This window comes from Methylophaga sp. UBA3603 (assembly GCF_002375335.1).
Lineage (GTDB): Bacteria > Pseudomonadota > Gammaproteobacteria > Nitrosococcales > Methylophagaceae > Methylophaga.
This window is the reverse complement of record NZ_DFMC01000007.1, coordinates 315,863-334,088: the sequence shown is the minus strand read 5'-3', so window position 1 is coordinate 334,088 and position 18,226 is coordinate 315,863. Positions and strand designations below refer to the sequence as shown.

Sequence of the window (18,226 nt, the reverse complement as noted above, 5' to 3'; positions counted from 1 at the left end):
CTGAACGTATCGAATCTTTCAGGAGCATTCATGATCAAAGTAGGAACTGTAAAACAAATCTGGCGTTATCCGGTGAAAGGTATGGCGGGAGAAAGCCTGAACTATTGCCATCTTGGCGATATGGGCTTGCAAGGCGATCGTATCTGGGCGTTGCGTGATGTGGCACGTCAGGAAATTCAAAGCTGTAAATTCAGGCCCCAGTTATTACGTTGTGTTGCTCGTTGTCGCAGTACCCAGATGACCGGGGCACATGATCAGGTCGATATTCATTTTCCGGATGGTCGTGTTGTAGGCAGTGACGATCCCCAGATCCATAGTTTGTTATCTGAATTAACCGGCCATAATTCGACCCTTGAATCGCTGAGGCCCCTAGCCGAGCTGGATTTTTATCGGCGGCATAAAAAAGATGACCATACCTGGCTGGAAGAATTAAAAGCCACGTTTAATCGAGAAGCCGGTGAACCCTTGCCAGAGATCCTGGATGATTTGCCATCAGCAGCAAAGGATTTTGTGTCTCTCCCAGGTACGTTTTTTCTGGTGACATCTTTTCACCTGCTCACCACTGCGACGCTAGCCCATATGCAACAACTTAATCCGGAAGCCGATTGGGATGTGCAACGCTTTCGTCCCAATCTGGTGATTGAAACGCTGCCCGGTATGGAAGGACTGGTTGAACAGGCATGGATTGATAATAAACTACGAATTGGTCGTGCCACCATTGAATGCAATAGCAGCACACCACGTTGTGGGGCAGTGACCCGATCTCAACAAAAACTGGAATCGGACAGCAGCATATTACGCAGCATTGTGAAACAAGCCGATCAAAATCTGGGTGTTTATGGAGCCATCAAACAAAGTGCAGTAATTCAGCTAGGGGATGAGGTTTTTCTGCAAAACGCGTCATGATTTGCAATAGAACAGACTTGAGATTAGATATAAAGACAGCTGATAAGCGATCAGACAATTAATGTCCTACATAAATAAAGGAAATTTACCCAAAATTAGATTAACCTACATTAATACATTCTAATTTGATGTTGAAGGTTAAAATTGCAACGACTGGCATTAACTCTGCTTTTTAGCAGTATGCTCTTTGGCTGCGCTGGTTATCAGCCAAAGGATATTTTTGCGCAATCCAGAGAGTGGCTAGCACAAACCAGTGATGGGGCAGCGGCAAATTACGATGATGAAATTGAAGTCTTATTTGCCCAGCCCTATATCGATCCGCTTACCGATTATATCAATCAGCATATTGATGATGAACGTCGTGCCGAACCACTACGAAAGGTCAGTGCAGAACGTAAAGTTCGCTGCCAGGAAATTGCCGATAAATATCTCACTCGACCACTTACCCAAGAGTCATTGAATCTATATAAGGCGGGATACAGCTACTCCTGCCCGAAAGATGTGGAACAGTTTGCTGTGAGACTGGCCGAAGCCAACAAACAAGCACCCACAGCATCTTCTCAAGCCGAACCTCCCGTCTCTGATGAAAAAGTGGTGGTGGATAAAGCCATTGTTTCAAATGTGAATAAAGAACAGTTAAACGACTGTTATTTGTTAACAACCATCAGCAATTTTCGTGAAGCCAAACAGGCTTGTCTGCCACCGGCAAACAATGGCGATGTGCGCTCCCAGTTAAATATGGCGGTTATTCATAAAGCTCTGACGGAATATTCACAATCTCTGCAATGGGCGGAGAAAGTTGAGCAGGATTCACCACGCGCACGTTATCTTATTGGTGAGATCTACGCTTTGGGACTTGGTGTGCAACAGGATTATCAAACCGCTTTTGAATGGTTTGAGAAATCTGGGCAGGATGGTTATGCCGAAGCACAACATATGCTGGGTTTATTTTATGAAATGGGTAAAGGCACCCAACAGAATAAAGATCTGGCGCTCAAATGGTTTCAACGTGCGGCCTTAAATAACTATGTTCCGGCCAAGCATTCGCTGGGAGCGTTGTTAATTCAACAAAATAAAAATCCAGCGAGCATCACACAAGCAGAAAAATGGCTGATTCAAGCTGCTCGTGCTGGATATGCTGAGTCTTCCTTACTGATGGGGCGACAGTTACAACAAAGTGACCTTACTGAGGAAAAAGCCAAAGCGGTCATCTGGTATGAAGTAGCCCAACAACAAGGTTCAGCCGAGGCAGAAAAGCTGGCGGAAAATCTTCGCCCTCAAGTGAATCCTGAGGCTATTAATCTGGCTCGACAGCAAATTCAACGCGTTCTTGACGGTCAGAATTAAGGGCTTTTAAGGATGTATAAAATGGTCATCATCTGATGCTTCGTTCATTACTGGTCGATTCTTCCAAAAAACTCATCCTATGGATGTTGTTTATGCTGGTCATCCTGTTTATTGCCGGGATGTGGATTTTATCGTCACTGAATCTGAATTATTCGGAAGATACCATTGGCGAAGTTCGCCAGAAGCAGATTGAAGAGACTTTTTTCAGTAATCTGAACAAAATTGTCCAAACCCAAAGTGCATTGGAACGTGACACCAATGGCTTAGCGCGTATCGGCAGCCTGTTTGCAGATTTATTTGCTTCAGAAAGTAACTCTCAGGTGTTAAATGCCGAGTTAGGCATGATGTTACAGGACAAGCTGAAAGACTTTGAAGGCACATTAGCGGTCGGGATCTGGTTTGATCCAGAATACGTCAGCCTGAAAGGACAGCCGATATCACGCTATGTATTTCGAGATAAAACGAACAGCATCCAAGTATTAACTGAATCAAGTTCCCGACTCTTAAGCATTGAGCAACAACAATGGTTCGATTTGGCAGGTATTGCTGTTAAAGACAAAACGAAAATTGAAGGCAATGAAATCCATTGGACACCAGCTTATTACAATGAAATCACGGACAGTGCCGTGTTAACGCTGATAAAACCTATTTTGAACAGCCAGCTGCAAGTGGTTGGTTATGCCTCAACAGACTGGGAAGCGAAACAGATAATTGATCTCGTCAGTCAGGTCAGCATCACGCCAAATACCTTTGCCCTGTTAATCGATAAAAATAAACGCAAATTATCCAGCTTGAGCAGATTAAATAATGAACGTTATGCCCAGAAGATCATTGACTCGGTAATGAGCCAGGATTTTATTAAACTGGCATCCAACAACGCTATTTCTCAGCTTAAATCCCAACAGCAAAAAGCCCTGCTGCAAACGCATCAGTTTGCTGTTGAAGATATCGAATATGTGCTTTATGCCGCGACCACACCGGCTCAGATGCTATTTGCAGTGGGCGTGCCCAAGAATGAAATTGATGCGGTTATTGCCCCGATGCGGGTGATAAATCAACGGATCCTGATTGCAACCAGTATTGTCATTTTGCTGCTATCGGCTTATCTGGTCTATCGTATTGCTTTGCTGATGCAGGAGTTGCAGGCCTCCTATACCGATCAGCTGACGGGTTTACCTAACCGGGCAAGGTTATTACTGGATTTGCAGCAACATCAAAACTGCACCTTAATTCTGGTGAATATCGATCGGTTTCGAGAATTAAACAGTATCTTTGGAAATGATTGTGGTGATGCGGTTTTGCAAAGCCTAACCACTAACATTGGGGCATTTTGTCAGGATTATAATCACGCTGACAGCGCCAAACTGTATCGCTTATCAGGTGATGAATTTGTGCTGTTGGGTTTTGATTGGTCCAAGGAGTTTCTGACCGGATTCCTGAGGCAGTTAAGTGACTTTCTGCAAGAGCAGCAACTGCAATGGCAGGATCAGGATATCAGCATAACGGCAACCCTTGGTGCAGCAGGTCAGCATGATGCCGACCCTGACAAAGACAGCTCACCGGATATATTGATCAGTTACGCCACAGCCGCATTAAAAATTGCTCGTGATAAGTCACGGCATTATGCGATCTATGACAGTAAGCAAGATGTAGAGCGTATTTACGAACAAAACCTGTTCTGGGCCAGACAACTAAAACAAGCATTACAGCAAAACCGTATTGTTCCGTGGTTCCAACCCATAATGGATAATCAAAGTGGTGAGATAACCAAATATGAATGCCTGATCAGAATGATTGATCCAGATGGGCAGGTTATCAGTCCCGGTGTATTTTTGCCGGTGGCCAGTAATTTACGTCTGGATAGCATGCTGACACGGGTGATGGTGGAAAAATCGTTCCAGAAATTTGCCGAACTGGATTACGAATTTTCTATTAATCTTTCCTATCGTGATTTACTGGATACCGAATTAACCCAGTTTATTTTTGACCAGCTCAAAACCTATCAGGTTGGAAAAAGGTTAATTTTCGAAATCCTTGAATCCGATGGTATTGATAATTACAACGAAGTCCGTCGGTTTATCGATAAAGCCAAAGGCTTTGGCTGTAAAATTGCCATTGATGATTTCGGCACAGGCTACTCGAACTTTGAACATTTGCTGCGTCTCAATGTGGATCTCATCAAAATCGATGGTAGCCTGATAAGAAATCTCAATGATGATCAATCAGCCATTATTGTTACCCGTGGTGTAGTGCAATTTGCCCGTAGTCTCGGCATTAAAACCGTTGCGGAATTTGTTCACTGCGAAGCCGTACAGAAACAAGTCCAGGCACTCGATATTGATTTTTCCCAAGGTGCCTATTTCAGCATGCCTAAGGCAGAACTGGTTGAAACACCAAAGATGATGTAATAACGCTTATTCTGAATGGCAGCTTGAATACAACAATCAAATTTAGCCTATTGATTACGCTCAGTCGCAATATTTAGGTACACTGACTTATCTCTGCCTTTGAGATAAGCCATCAGTCATGAAATCTGTCAAAAACACCTTTCTGAAATATCGAAGTTTGCTGATCTGGGTTGTCAGTATTCTGCTGTTATATACCTTGATAGGATTTTTACTGGTTCCGTGGCTGGCAGAGCGCCAGTTGGTGAAGACAATGCAACAGAGACTGGGCGTTGAGGCCAGTGTCGAAAACATATATTTCAATCCCTATACATTTGAAGCGACAGTCGACAATCTGCAATTAACCACGGAGCAGGATGAGCCGCTGGCAGCATCAGAAAAGCTTTACCTCAATCTGCAACCTTTGCAACTGGCGAGACTGACTTTACGACTGGAAGAAATCAATCTGGCCGATACAACACTGCATTTCCGTCGTTATTCGACAACGGCTAATACGCTGACAAGACTGGCAGACAACTGGGCAGCTTCAGCTAAAGAGGAAGCGGCTGAAGACGAAGCCAATCAATCCAGCGAACAGGACGAATCTTTATTTAGCTTGGAAATAGCTGAGGTTAACTATACCAATGGCGAGATTCATTATCGGGATGAAGTACCCAAGGAGCCTTTTGAAACGGTATTGAGGCCGGTCAATATTCATCTGGATAATTTTTCAACCGAGGCCAGTCAAACCGCCAGTTTAGATATGGCGGTCGGACTGGAAAATGACGCAAAATTATCCGCAGACGGAAAGCTAAGCATGTCTCCGTTACAGTTATCGGGTCAGATAACGCTGGATAATTTCAGTTTACAGTCGCCCTATCGTTATTTTAAGGCACAGTTGCCATTTGAATTGAACCAGGGGCGGCTGGATTTACAATTATCCTACGATATCGATTTTGCCGATGAAGCGGCAGATATTGATCTCAGTGCGATTGATATAGGCTTGACCGGTTTTAGTATTCTTCAGCCGGGCATGACCAAAGCGTTATTGCAAGACGGGAAACTGGAGATAAAAAACGCCAGTTATGCTTTTCCAGAAAATCAGCTCATATTGGATAACGTTTCGCTGACTGACTTTAAACTGGCTTTGACCCGAAACCAGCAGGGTGATCTCAACTGGCTGCAGTTAATAGCTGCCCTGCCCGGAAAAGATTCTGAGGCAGTGGTGGAAGATACTGATGAACAAACCGATAAACAAAACACGTCACCGTTTACCTTGGAAATTGGAGCGTTAAGTTTTACCGAAGGTGAGATTCATTATCGTGATGAAAATCCGCAGGAGCCTTTTGAAACGGTATTACGTCCGGTCAATATTCAGCTACAAGATTTTTCCACTGAGGCCAGTCAAACCGCCAATATAGATTTAGATATCGGACTGGAAAAGGACGCAAAATTGTCCGCAGACGGAAAGTTAAGCATGTCACCGTTACAGTTATCAGGCCAGGTAACACTGAACAATTTCAGTTTGCAGACGCCATATCGTTATTTTAACGGTCAGCTGCCTGTTGAACTGAATAGCGGCCGAGTTGAACTGCAAACGTCTTACGACATCAATTTGGCCGGTGATACTAAAAAAATAGATCTCAGTGAGATAGATATCGAAATAGCCGAGTTAGATATTCACCAGCCCGGTGAGAGTGAAGCGTTAGTAAAAGGCGGTAAGCTGACCATTAGTAATGGGCTTTATGTTTATCCAGAAAATCAGCTCACTATAAAATCGGTTTCACTGGATGATTTCAATCTGGCTGCAACCCTAAACGAGCAGGGTGAAATCGACTGGTTACAAGTATTGGAAAAAATGCCTGATCCAGCCACTGATGAACCCGATACGCAAGCATCACCACTTCAGCTCGATATCGCCAATCTGGCCATCAATAATACCAAGCTGACGTTAATGGATGAGCAACTGAAAACGCCCTTTACTCTTACAATGATGCTGTCTGGCAGCATGCAGAATTTCACTCTGGCAGAGGGTAATCAGATTCCTTTTACTACCGATATCAGTTTGCAAACAGGAGGTGATATTGGGATTGAGGGTGAAATTCAATTGTTTCCAGAACTGGCCGTTCAGGCAGAGGCTACTATAGATAATTTAGCCTTAAAGCCGGTGCAACCTTATCTCAGCAAGTATGCACATGTTGGTATTGTAAAAGGTGAAGTCAGCTCCACCGCCCAGATTACCTCTAATCAACAAAAGCCGTTTAGCCTCCAGGCTAATCTAACGGTTGAAGATGTGCAGCTCGATAATCAGAAAAACAATGAAAAACTGTTCAGCTTTGACCAGCTAGACATTAATACAATTGATTTTTCATTAGCGAAACAACGCCTGGCTATCTCAGAAGTGATCGTTGATGAACTATATGCCCGCATATTTATTAACGAAGATGGCGAAACCAATGTAAGAGGACTACTCAAGGAGCAACCAAACGACAAAGCTGAGACAGAGAATAAAGATCAAGACAGTCTCTTCAATGGCTATGAGTTGGCAATTGGTCAAGCGATTATTAATAACGCGAGTTCGCGTTTTACCGATGCCAGTTTGCCGATAGTTTTTGATACACATATGCAGGCACTCAATGGCGAAATAAGCGGTTTTTCTACGCTTTCTGAACAACCCGTAGAGCTGACATTGGAAGGTAAGGTTGATGAATTTGGTCTGGTGGAAATTGATGGTGAAATAAAACCGTTAGCCCTTCGCGAATTTGCCACGGTAAAACTGTCGTTCAGTAATATAGATTTGCCTGCTATGAGCCCCTATACAATCAAATTTGCAGGTAGACGTATTGACGAAGGACGTGGCGACGTAGAGCTGACGTATAAGGTTGTTGAGGGTGAACTTTCTGCAACGAATAATATTGTGTTGCATGATATCAAGCTTGGGGAGCGGGTTGAGGCGCCCGATGCGCTAGATTTGCCACTTGATTTGGCGGTGTCGTTACTCAAAAATAAGGAAGGGGTGATTGATCTGACGATTCCAGTAAGCGGAAGTGTCAATGATCCCGAATTTGATATGAGCGCGGTAATTACTCAAGCAATTAACCAGGCGATAACCAATATTGTGACTGCACCTTTCAAATTTCTTGGAGGTTTATTCGGCAGTGATAACGAGGAACCGATAGACAATATTCGTTTCCGGCCCGGTGAGAGTGACCTGGCTCCACCGGAACAGGAAAAATTACAGAAGCTCGCAGGAGCATTAGCCGATCGTCCGCAACTGGCGATAAACATCCCCCCAACCTTTGCGATGGAAGCCGATCGTCAACAGCTAAAACAAGCTGCCGTTGAGCAACGTATTGAATCGCGTCTCGATCAAACTGATCCAGAAACACAATTGGCAGAACGTCGACAAACAGTTTTGGAAACACTTTATCGTGAGGCGGGGTTAAGTCCAATATTGAGGACACTGCAACAGGAATTCACTGTAAATACCGAAACTCAGGAAACAGCTGCACTGGATGTGCTGGCTTACAATGCTGATCTGAAACAGCGATTAATTGAAGCCGAGTCGATATCCGCCGCGCAGTTGCAACAATTAGCTGAACAACGTCAGCAAACCGTTATCGAGTACATTCAACAACACGCGGAAGTGAACAGCGACCAATTAAAACGCAGTGAAACGGTGGCCACCAGATTGGAAGATGGATGGGTAAAGCTGAAATTTGAACTGGTAACACTCTAAATAATTTTTGAGCTAGCAATATCGACGTTATGCCAGAGGCACCATACTAACTGGTAGATATAAAACGCGAGGGAAAGCATGAAGCTGCAAGGAAAAATTTCAAATTGGAATGATGACAGAGGCTTTGGTTTTGTCGAGCCAAATGGTGGTGGAGAGCGTGCTTTTGTCCATATTAAAGCCTTCAACCCTCAAACCCGTAGACCCGCGAATGGTGAAGTTATTATCTATGAAATAGCTCGCGATAATAATAATCGTTATAAGGCTGAAAATATTCAATTTGCTCGTGACATTTCCAAGCCCAAAAAACGAGATAAAGTAAAAAGCCAAAGAGGCTTCGGTGGTATCTTTACGATTGTCTTTTTCATTGGACTGTTGGTCTCAGTCTTTAGTGGAAAGTTGCCTTTAGTTATTGTCGGTGTATATCTAATCATGAGCCTAATTGCGTTTATCGCTTATGCAATTGATAAATCTGCAGCTCAAAATGGAAGATGGAGAACGCAAGAAAGCACCTTGCACTTACTATCTCTAATAGGTGGTTGGCCAGGAGCCTATATTGCTCAAAAGAAAATACGCCATAAATCGAGTAAGAAAGCGTTTATAAATGTTTATTGGGTTACTGTGTTATTGAATTTAGGTGGGTTGTTTTGGCTTCATACAGAGAAAGGAGCTAACTTCATTAATAATGTGGTTTTGCCTTTGTTCAATGGTTAATATGCAAATCAAGGTGGCTGACTCCTTAGATATACAACTTTTTGATCTACACAACCTAAAGAAGGAACACAGGCATGACAACCATTGACTATAAGGCAATGCTGGAAGTGGCGATCAATGAAGCGCGTCAAGGATTAGCCGAGGGTGGTATTCCTATCGGTGCTGCAGTTTTCAATAAAAATGGCAAGCTACTCGGTGCAGGCCACAATCGCCGAATTCAGGAAAATGATCCTTCTGTTCATGCCGAGACCGATGCCTTTCGTAAGGCCGGAAGACAAAAGTCCTATCGCGACAAAATCATGGTCACAACACTTGCACCCTGTTGGTATTGCAGCGGGCTGGCACGGCAATTCAACTTCGGCACGGTGGTTGTTGGCGAATCCGTAAATTTCGACGGCGGGCTAGATTGGCTTCGCGAAACTGGCGTAGAGGTCATCGATCTTAACTCGCAGGAATGCATCCAAATGCTCGGCGATTTCATTGCTCAAAACCCAGAAATCTGGAATGAAGATATCGGTGAAGATTAGGGGCTGTGTCTTTGATCTTCAATTGATCCCTCAAACTATTCCAATAACAACGGCAAACAAAAATACTGGAAATTATTATGAAAGTTGAAACGTTAAGAGATGTTCTTCATTGGACAAGCGAGTTTCATCAACACCTCTCAGAATGTTTGAAACGTGGTGCCGATAAAACTGATAATACGCGAGCACAAATGCTTCTTAACTATTTGTCAGAGCATGAAGAAAAGCTCGGACATGCTGTGCACCAATTCGAAGTCACAGGGAATGAACATGCGTTAAATACCTGGTGCTATGAGTACTTTGATAAAAATCCCATCGTGCAACATCATCATTGTGATGCACCATTTTCTGAACTATCAACCACCGACATTATGCAAGTAATCATTCATCAACATCAGCAAATCATTGACCTTTATCGTTACCTGCATGATTGTGCGGATATATCCTCGGCAAAAGAGTTGATGGAAGATCTCAGATCTTTTGAAGAGCATGAAATTATGGTGATGTCACAGTCAGCTAATCGATTAGAAGATATTTGAGATTGAAACCTTGGAGATAAGGTCGATTGAAAGTTCTCTAAATACAATCGTTTCTGATACCTTTGATACGACATCTGGAACGAAAATATCGGCGAGGAATAGAGTTATTTCTTTCAATCAGCTTGATAAAGTATAAAACTAAATTATTTGGCTAACCCTTTAATCCGGACGCGGATCCCAAATATCCATCATCTAACGCGGCATTACCCGGACGCTCATGAGTGATTCCAATGGCTCTGGTCGTGACAGATAAAAGCCCTGAACATAATCCACTCCAATTTGACGCAGGATATTCAGTGTTGCGGCGTCTTCAACAAACTCGGCAATGGTCTTTAACCCCATGATATGGCCGATGTTGTTAATCGAAGCCACCATGGCCTGGTCAATCCGGTTATTGGCTAGCTCTTGAATGAAAATACCGTCAATTTTCAAGTAGTCGACGGGTAATTGTTTGAGATAGCCGAATGAAGAGAGGCCACTTCCAAAATCATCCAAAGCAAACTGACAGCCTAGGCGTTTCAGTTCGGTAATGAAGCGAGCGGCATTGGCTGGATCAGCGATGGCAGCGGTTTCGGTGATTTCAAAGCAAATATTATTGGCCGGTACTTTGCGTTTCGCCAGTTGTTCCTGAATTAACTGCAAGCAGTCTTCACGACCGATGGAGGCACCGGAAAGGTTAATCGAGCAAAAAACCGGCTGGTTGTTCTGGCGGAGTTGATCGCCCATCCAGGCCAGTGTGTTGCGAATCACCCATTGGTCGATTTTGGGCATTAATCCAAAACGTTCGGCGGCTGGAGTAAAGGCACCTGGCGGAATGATTTCGCCTTGTGGGCTAATCATACGGGCCAAGATTTCATAATGCGGCATGGTGTTTTCGCTGTTTTCCAGCGGAACTATCGTTTGATAATAGAGCCGGAAAAGATCTTGATCGAGCGCTTCCTGTAACCGACTGGCCCACTGAATTTGCCCTTGATGCTCTTGAGCTTGAATATCATCGGGCTGAAACAGATGCACCCGGTTACGCCCGCGATCCTTGGCAGCGTAACAGGCGGCATCGGCATGGCTTAACACCTCATCCAGGCTGCCACTAGCTTCTGTAATACTGACCAAACCGATACTGACGCCTACAGAAAATACCTGACCTTCCCAGGAAAAACGAAAAGCAGTGACGGTTTTACGCAGTGTCTCGGCAATGTCCAGGCCTTTTTCAATTGGACAATGACTGAGTAGCACTCCGAATTCATCACCCCCCAGCCGTGCCAGAGTATCGCTCTGACGCAATACCGGTTTAAGAAGATTTGAGAGTTGCTTCAACAGTACATCACCGGCTCTGTGTCCACAGGTATCATTGACCAATTTGAACTGGTCTAAATCGAGATAGCAGAGCAGGTGCTCCGCTTTATCATGATGTGCTTCATTGATCAGCGATTCCAAACGCTTTTCAAATTCACGTCGGTTGATGAGGCCAGTCAGAGTGTCGTGCACCGCCTGAAAGCTCAGCATCTTTTGCAAACGACTGTTTTGGGTAATGTCCTGTAAAGCAACCACCCAGCCTATATTTTGTCGGTTGGTATCGAGCAAGGGCGCACAGTTCAGTTGCACTTCAAATTCATCACCTTGCTTGTTTTTCAGCAGAAACAGACGTTTTTGGCTGGTGTTAGGCGTTTTAACTGAGTACTGCTGACACAATGTCGTGATGTTAATTGGGGTCGCTTCACTGTCTTCAATCAGAATAATCTCGTCAATCGGCTTGCCGAATGCCTCTTCAGATGTCTGTCCCAGTAGTTCACTGGCCATCGGATTAAGATAGACGATGTTATACGCTGCATCACAGGTAACAACTGCTTCCGTGATGGCTTCAAGTGTGACTTGTGCCAGCTCAGAGTGGCGGTGCAGACGAGCCTCCATCTTTTTTCTTTCGCTGATATCCCTCAGCATGGCGCTGTATTGCACGCCCTCCTCGGTTGGACTGGCGGTGGTGGTGACTTCCAGGGTAAAGGGGTTGCCCTGACTGTGTCTGGCGATGATTTCATAAGGCCCCGGTTGTTGACTACTGGCCAGGGTGACAAATAAACGTTCCGGGCTTGTGCCCGAAAAAGTTTGTTGGTTTTGTTCATGGAGTAAAACATCAGTTGGCTGCCCCACCAACTGGTGAGCAGGAAGGCCGAACATAATTTCTACGCCTGGATTGGCGCTGGTCACAATCCCCTGGCTGGAGAAGGTGATAACCCCGTCACGCATATCACGCACAATCAAGCGGGTGCGTGTCACCATGCGGTTCAGGTTAGCAATCACCCGGTTGTACTGGGAGGCAATCTGGCCAACTTCGGTAAAAGGCTCAACTGGCACTCGCTGCTTCAAATCACCACTACGCTCTTGCGTTTGCATGGCTGAAAGCAGATCCGTCAGTTCGGTTTTCGCGCCATGTTCTGACACATTCAGCCCCTGCTGCTCGGCTTCGATGCTGACGCGCAAAGGTATGAAACGGTTCAGTAGAAAGAGGAATGTGATTGTCAGCGGAAAAATAAACAAGGCACAAGCAAATATGCCAAGCAATTGCACCTGCAATTGGTCAAAGCGGCTTAAGCCAGTATCAAGCAGTTGCAAATCACCAAAAAGTGCAACGGCCAGTGTGCCCCATATTCCGGCGACCAAGTGTACTGGCACCGCCGAAATGGCATCATCCAGCTGCAGTCGGTGCATCTGTTTTTCAGCCAGAAACATCACCAGCGCGCCAAGGCTTCCAATCACCGCCGCTTGTGGCGTTGAAACTACATGACAACCTGCTGTAATAGCGACTAGTCCGGCCAGGGTGCCATTAATGGTGAGCGAGGTGGTCTGGCTATTATCCTGTTGTGTTTTTGAAAGCAGGATCGCCGTGATTCCACCAGCAGCGGCTGCAATGATGGTGTTGACGATGATGCCGGCAATAGCCGTGGTAAAAGCCAGTGTACTGCCACCGTTAAAGCCAATCCAACCGATCATGAAGAACAGCATGCCAAGAATCGCCAACGGCAGGTTGCTGCCTGGGATGTTTTGTACTTTGCCTCGAATGAAACGTCCGGTACGTGGGCCGATAACAATCACGGCGGCCAGTGCTACCCAGCCACCCACACTGTGTACTACGGTGCTGCCGGCAAAATCGGTGAACCCCATGGCTTCCAACCAACCAGGAGATTCATTAACGGCGCTGCTCCAGACCCAATGACCAAACACCGGGTAAAGTAGCAAACTGATTAATGCGGTGATGATGATGTAAACCACAAAGCGACTGCGTTCAGCGATAGCACCAGAGACAATCGTGGCGGCTGTGGCACAAAAGGTTAATTGGAAAAAGAAAAAACTGGCGTGCCAGAATTCATCTCTGGAAAAATCAGCAAGAAACCAGTGAGTATCGAGTTTCATGCCTTCATGGGCACCAAACATGATGCCAAAACCAAACAGCCAGAAGAGCATGGCGGTAACGATCAAATCAAAGGCGTTTTTAAGCGCTACGTTAATCGCATTTTTACTTCGGGTAAGCCCAGATTCGAGACACAGGAATCCACCCTGCATAATCAGAACCAGCATCGCTGCAATTAAAATCCACAAAGCATCCAGCGCACTCATATCAGGCATTATCCGTCTCCGAAGATAAAGTCAGCACTCTATCGGTGCGAGAGCCTGGCAGTTATTGACACAATAGCGCCAGCCCGCGCCATATCGAGCGTTGTGACTTCTCAAGGAGCAGAAATTGTGCCATTTCAGCTAATATTGATTGCAGTGGAAAGGAAAACGATTTAAACGAGGGATCATTACAAACAAAAGGGCCAGAGAAAATTCTCTGGCCCTTTTTGTTGCCTGTAAAGTAGATGTTAGTTTATTTGATAAACAGCATCTCACGGTATTTCGGCAGTGGCCATAAATCATCGGCTACTTCCGTTTCCAACGCATCAACATGGGCACGGACTTTATCCATCAGGGTATGGATATCATTCGCGCAGTAGTTCATATGTGCTTCGATTGAGTCAAAGTCATGTTTGGTTATGGCTTTGGACAGTTCAGCTACCGCAGCGATCATGGCATTGGTTTCGTTGGCGATTGAGCTGGCAATCGAGTTGTCCATTTCAATGCCCAGATCAGACATACCTGAACAGGTCATCGATAATTCGCCCAGATATTGCGTCGCTGCCGGGTAAATCATGGTTTTGGCCATTTCGATAACCAGTTTGGCTTCGACTTCAATCGATAAAATGTACTGCTCGGCATAGACTTCAAAGCGGCTTTCCAGCTCGACCGGTGAAAACACATTGGTCCGCTTGAACAGCTCGCGGATTGACTCATCACGCAGGTATGGAAGCGCATCAGCTGAGGTCGGCAGGTTTTTCAAACCACGTTCCTCAACCGCCATTCTATGCCATTCAGCAGAATAGCCATCGCCACCGAAAACTACGTTGCCATTCTCTTCCATCAATGTTTTCAATACGGCTAAAACGGCAGTGGTTCGTGATTCCGTTTTCGCCAGTTCGGTTTCCAGTTTTTCAGCAATCCAATCTAACGAGTCTGCCAGAATGGTGTTCATCGCCACTAATGGGCCGGATACCGATTGTGAAGAACCGACAGCACGGAATTCAAAACGGTTACCGGTGAAGGCAAACGGAGAAGTACGGTTACGGTCACCTGGATCACGTTCGAATTTAAGGATTTGAGACAGACCCAGATCCATTTCGCCGCCTTGTTTCGATGAGGCGATATTGCCGTCTTTAATATCCTGGAAGACTTTTTCCAGCTGGTCACCCAGATAGACAGACAGGATTGCTGGTGGCGCTTCATTGGCACCCAAACGGTGGTCATTGGAAGCAGAGGCGATAACTGCACGCATTAGCGGGCCGTATTTATTTACGCCACGAATAACCGCGCCACAGAACAACAGGAAGTTGAGGTTATCGTGTGGAGTACTGCCTGGATCCAGCAAGTTGCCTTGTGTGGCATTACCGACAGACCAGTTGACGTGTTTGCCTGAACCATTCACACCCGCGAACGGTTTTTCATGTAACAGGCACATAAAACCATGTTTTTTTGCCGTGCTTTTCATCAGTGTCATCATCAACTGCTGATGGTCGGCAGCGATATTGGCAGATTCATAATACGGTGCGATTTCGAACTGGCCAGGAGCCACTTCGTTGTGATGAGTTTTGGCAGGAATGCCCAGACGATACAACTGGTCTTCAAAATCCTGCATAAAGATTTGCACACGTTCAGGAATCGCACCGAAGTAATGATCATCAAATTGCTGACCTTTGGCAGGCGAGGCACCAAATAGAGTACGACCGGCTAACAATAAGTCTGGACGGGCATTGGCAAAGTTGATGTCGATCAGGAAGTATTCCTGTTCAGCGCCACAGCTTGAGCTCAGTGGGGCAATTTCTTCTTCCCCCATTAATGACAGTACTTTGCGAGCGGCTTTATCCATGGCTGCATTGGAGCGCAGTAACGGGATTTTCTTATCCAGCGCTTCGCCGGTCCAGGACATAAACACGCTTGGAATCATCAGCGTTGAACCATTTTCGGTATGCATGATGAACGCAGGGCTGGTTGGATCCCAGGCGGTATAACCACGTGCAGCATTGGTCATACGCAAGCTGCCGTTAGGGAATGATGAACCGTCCGGCTCACCTTTAATCAACAAGCTGCCCGAGAATTCGGTAATCGCATTACCTTCGGAATTGGTCACAATAAAACCGTCATGTTTTTCAGCGGTGATATTGGTCATTGGATAAAAAAGATGTGAGAAGAACTTAACACCTTTGGATAACGCCCAGCTCTTCATCGCTGCTGCCACAACATCCGCCACCGCCGGTGCAAGTGGTGCGCCGGTTTGTACTGTTTGTTTAACCGCTTTGAATGCCGATTTATTCAAAGCCTGTTCCATGGTTTCCAGGTTGAATACATCCGTTGCCCAAATCTTATCTAAGGATTCAGGTGTTTTTACAGCGATCTTTTCGCGGTTGGTGATTTGTGAAATGGCTGTCAGGCGCGTTTCGTTTCCACTCATTTAATTATCCTTTTTGCGATGTTTGTTTAATTCGTGTTGTAGTTATTCGACATGGTAGTAAGAAGCTTAACCCCGTAAAAATTGATCATGAGTAGAACGGCGAAACAGAACACGACCATTAAGTTCTTTTTATCCAATCACAGTCATAAGCAATAAGCAGTCCAATTATCATAGAAAACGTAATATTCAGCAAAACAAGAATAGGCCTGAGGCACTGATTTTTTAAGGATGCAGAGAGGGTCAGGATTGAGTCTTACTGCGAGCGAAGAAGGTGCGGGCAGCACCAAAATGGGGCATAAATATTGCGCAATATTATGGCGAGAAAAAGGCAATTTGGCGCTACATTTTGTAGTAGCTGTTAGTTATTTTTTGCTTTCATTGATAAGTCAGTGATTCGTTACAATCAAACCCTTGGTTTTTCGTCTGGCTGATATCGTTTTTTTAAATATTAGATGTGATTCACGGTTTCTGAAACGAATTAGGCGGATAACTAATCTCAACAGAAGATCCTTCTGGTAGTTGACGTTGTCTCTCTCGTTGTTTTTGTCAGGCTTATGCCTGACTTTTTTTATCTAGCCCCATAAATTTATTGCAGTGCTTAAGTTACGGCAAAACAAGTTGTGCCTTAAATGATCTGGGTCAATGACATAAAATTCCAAAAGACCTAATCTGGTTTTATCGCTCCCACTTTTACAGCTATGGGAACATCTCAGACAATTATGAGGAGTCGCGTTATGGCAACTATGATGAAAGCAGCTATTTTTATTGAGCCAGGCCGCATCGAGATTGATGATAAACCCATTCCCGACATTGGCGATAATGATGCATTAATCAAAATTTCCACAACCACTATCTGTGGCACGGATGTGCATATTCTTAAAGGTGAATATCCCGTTGAAAAAGGCCTGACAATTGGCCATGAACCCGTCGGGGTGATTGAAAAGCTGGGCAAAAATGTTCAGGGCTACCATGAAGGGCAACGGGTGATAGCCGGTGCAATCTGTCCCAGTTATACCTCCTATGCCTGTCAGGATGGCTGTTCGGCACAAGATGGTGGAGCACACTCTCATGGATATAAACCTATGGGTGGCTGGCGGTTTGGCAACACCATTGATGGGGCACAGGCCGAATATCTTCTGGTGCCGGATGCGCAGGCGAATTTATCCCCTGTGCCAGAAAATTTAACCGACGAACAGGTCCTGATGTGTCCCGATATTATGTCCACCGGTTTTGCCGGTGCTGAATCAGGCAATATTAAAATTGGGGACATTGTGGCGGTATTTGCTCAAGGTCCGATTGGCTTGTGTGCCACAGCCGGGGCGCGATTAAAGGGTGCCAGTTTTATCATTGCGGTAGATGGGGTGGATGAACGTCTGGCGATCTCCAAACAAATGGGCGCAGATGTGACACTGGATTATAGAAAAGATGATGTGGTTGCCGAAATACTGAAACTGACCGGTGGACGTGGTGTCGATGTCGCCATTGAAGCCCTTGGACAACAAAGCACTTTTGAAGCCGCGTTGCGTGTCCTGAAACCCGGCGGAACATTATCAAGTCTTGGCGTGTATTCATCCGATCTGACCATTCCTCTCGATGCGTTTGCCGCAGGATTGGGCGACCACAAAATCGTTACCTCACTATGCCCCGGCGGTAAGGAACGTATGCGTCGTTTGATGGATGTTATTTCGCACGGCAGACTGGATTTAAGCCCTATGGTGACCCACCGGTTCAAACTGGAAAACATCACCGAAGCCTATGATTTGTTTTCTCATCAACGCGATGGGGTATTGAAGGTGGCTATCGAGATCTGACCAGCAAAATCCTGAGTCCCAACAAGCAATTCACCTTATGGCTATTTATTGTGACAGCGTAATATATGAACCGTAAGACAAACAAAACAACCAACGAGGTGATTATCATGTGGACTAAACCAGAATATTCAGACATGCGTTTCGGTTTCGAAGTAACGATGTACATCTGTAATCGTTAAGATTTGAAACAACGCAAAACAAGAAGCCCCCGAAAGGGGGCTTTTTAATGTC

Annotated in this window: 11 protein-coding genes; 9 read left to right on the top strand and 2 right to left on the bottom strand. The window is 45.3% G+C overall.

Going from position 1 to position 18,226, the window contains the following annotated elements:
* The first annotated feature begins 30 nt into the window (after positions 1-30).
* From B4F66_RS05250 to B4F66_RS05220, 7 genes are all read left to right on the top strand, one after another.
* Positions 31-906: an MOSC domain-containing protein gene (locus tag B4F66_RS05250; protein ID WP_292354414.1), complete on the top strand. Its 876-nt coding sequence runs from the start codon at positions 31-33 to the stop codon at positions 904-906.
* 144 nt (positions 907-1,050) lie between these two features.
* The gene (locus B4F66_RS05245; RefSeq protein WP_292740801.1) at positions 1,051-2,253 is read left to right on the top strand and encodes a tetratricopeptide repeat protein; all 1,203 of its coding nucleotides are present in this window, start codon (positions 1,051-1,053) and stop codon (positions 2,251-2,253) included.
* 35 nt (positions 2,254-2,288) lie between these two features.
* Positions 2,289-4,661, top strand: coding sequence for an EAL domain-containing protein (locus B4F66_RS05240; protein ID WP_292354418.1), 2,373 nt, complete (start codon positions 2,289-2,291; stop codon positions 4,659-4,661).
* A 118-nt stretch (positions 4,662-4,779) separates the two neighbouring features.
* Positions 4,780-8,376, top strand: a complete 3,597-nt coding sequence (locus B4F66_RS05235; RefSeq protein WP_292354420.1) for a DUF748 domain-containing protein — start codon at positions 4,780-4,782, stop codon at positions 8,374-8,376.
* A 78-nt stretch (positions 8,377-8,454) separates the two neighbouring features.
* Positions 8,455-9,087 carry a DUF1294 domain-containing protein gene (locus tag B4F66_RS05230; RefSeq protein ID WP_292354422.1) on the top strand — a complete coding sequence of 211 codons (633 nt, stop codon included), beginning with the start codon at positions 8,455-8,457 and terminating at the stop codon, positions 9,085-9,087.
* 74 nt (positions 9,088-9,161) lie between these two features.
* Positions 9,162-9,614, top strand: a complete 453-nt coding sequence (locus B4F66_RS05225; protein WP_292354423.1) for a nucleoside deaminase — start codon at positions 9,162-9,164, stop codon at positions 9,612-9,614.
* A 77-nt stretch (positions 9,615-9,691) separates the two neighbouring features.
* Positions 9,692-10,150, top strand: a complete 459-nt coding sequence (locus B4F66_RS05220; RefSeq protein WP_292354425.1) for an ATPase — start codon at positions 9,692-9,694, stop codon at positions 10,148-10,150.
* A 192-nt stretch (positions 10,151-10,342) separates the two neighbouring features.
* Here the strand turns inward: B4F66_RS05220 and amt are convergent, their stop codons facing one another.
* Together amt and B4F66_RS05210 are read right to left on the bottom strand one after the other, a co-directional pair.
* Positions 10,343-13,768 (bottom strand): ammonium transporter, encoded by a 3,426-nt coding sequence (amt, locus tag B4F66_RS05215; RefSeq protein WP_292354427.1) that lies wholly within the window; start codon positions 13,766-13,768, stop codon positions 10,343-10,345.
* A 241-nt stretch (positions 13,769-14,009) separates the two neighbouring features.
* Positions 14,010-16,184, bottom strand: coding sequence for a glutamine synthetase III family protein (locus tag B4F66_RS05210; RefSeq protein ID WP_292354428.1), 2,175 nt, complete (start codon positions 16,182-16,184; stop codon positions 14,010-14,012).
* A 734-nt stretch (positions 16,185-16,918) separates the two neighbouring features.
* On the opposite strand from B4F66_RS05210, the gene B4F66_RS05205 reads away from it, so the two are divergent.
* Positions 16,919-17,995, top strand: a complete 1,077-nt coding sequence (locus tag B4F66_RS05205; protein WP_292354429.1) for an NAD(P)-dependent alcohol dehydrogenase — start codon at positions 16,919-16,921, stop codon at positions 17,993-17,995.
* Positions 17,996-18,102: 107 nt separating this feature from the next.
* The gene (gene pqqA, locus B4F66_RS05200) at positions 18,103-18,174 is read left to right on the top strand and encodes a pyrroloquinoline quinone precursor peptide PqqA (protein WP_081443609.1); all 72 of its coding nucleotides are present in this window, start codon (positions 18,103-18,105) and stop codon (positions 18,172-18,174) included.
* Positions 18,175-18,226 lie beyond the last annotated feature (52 nt).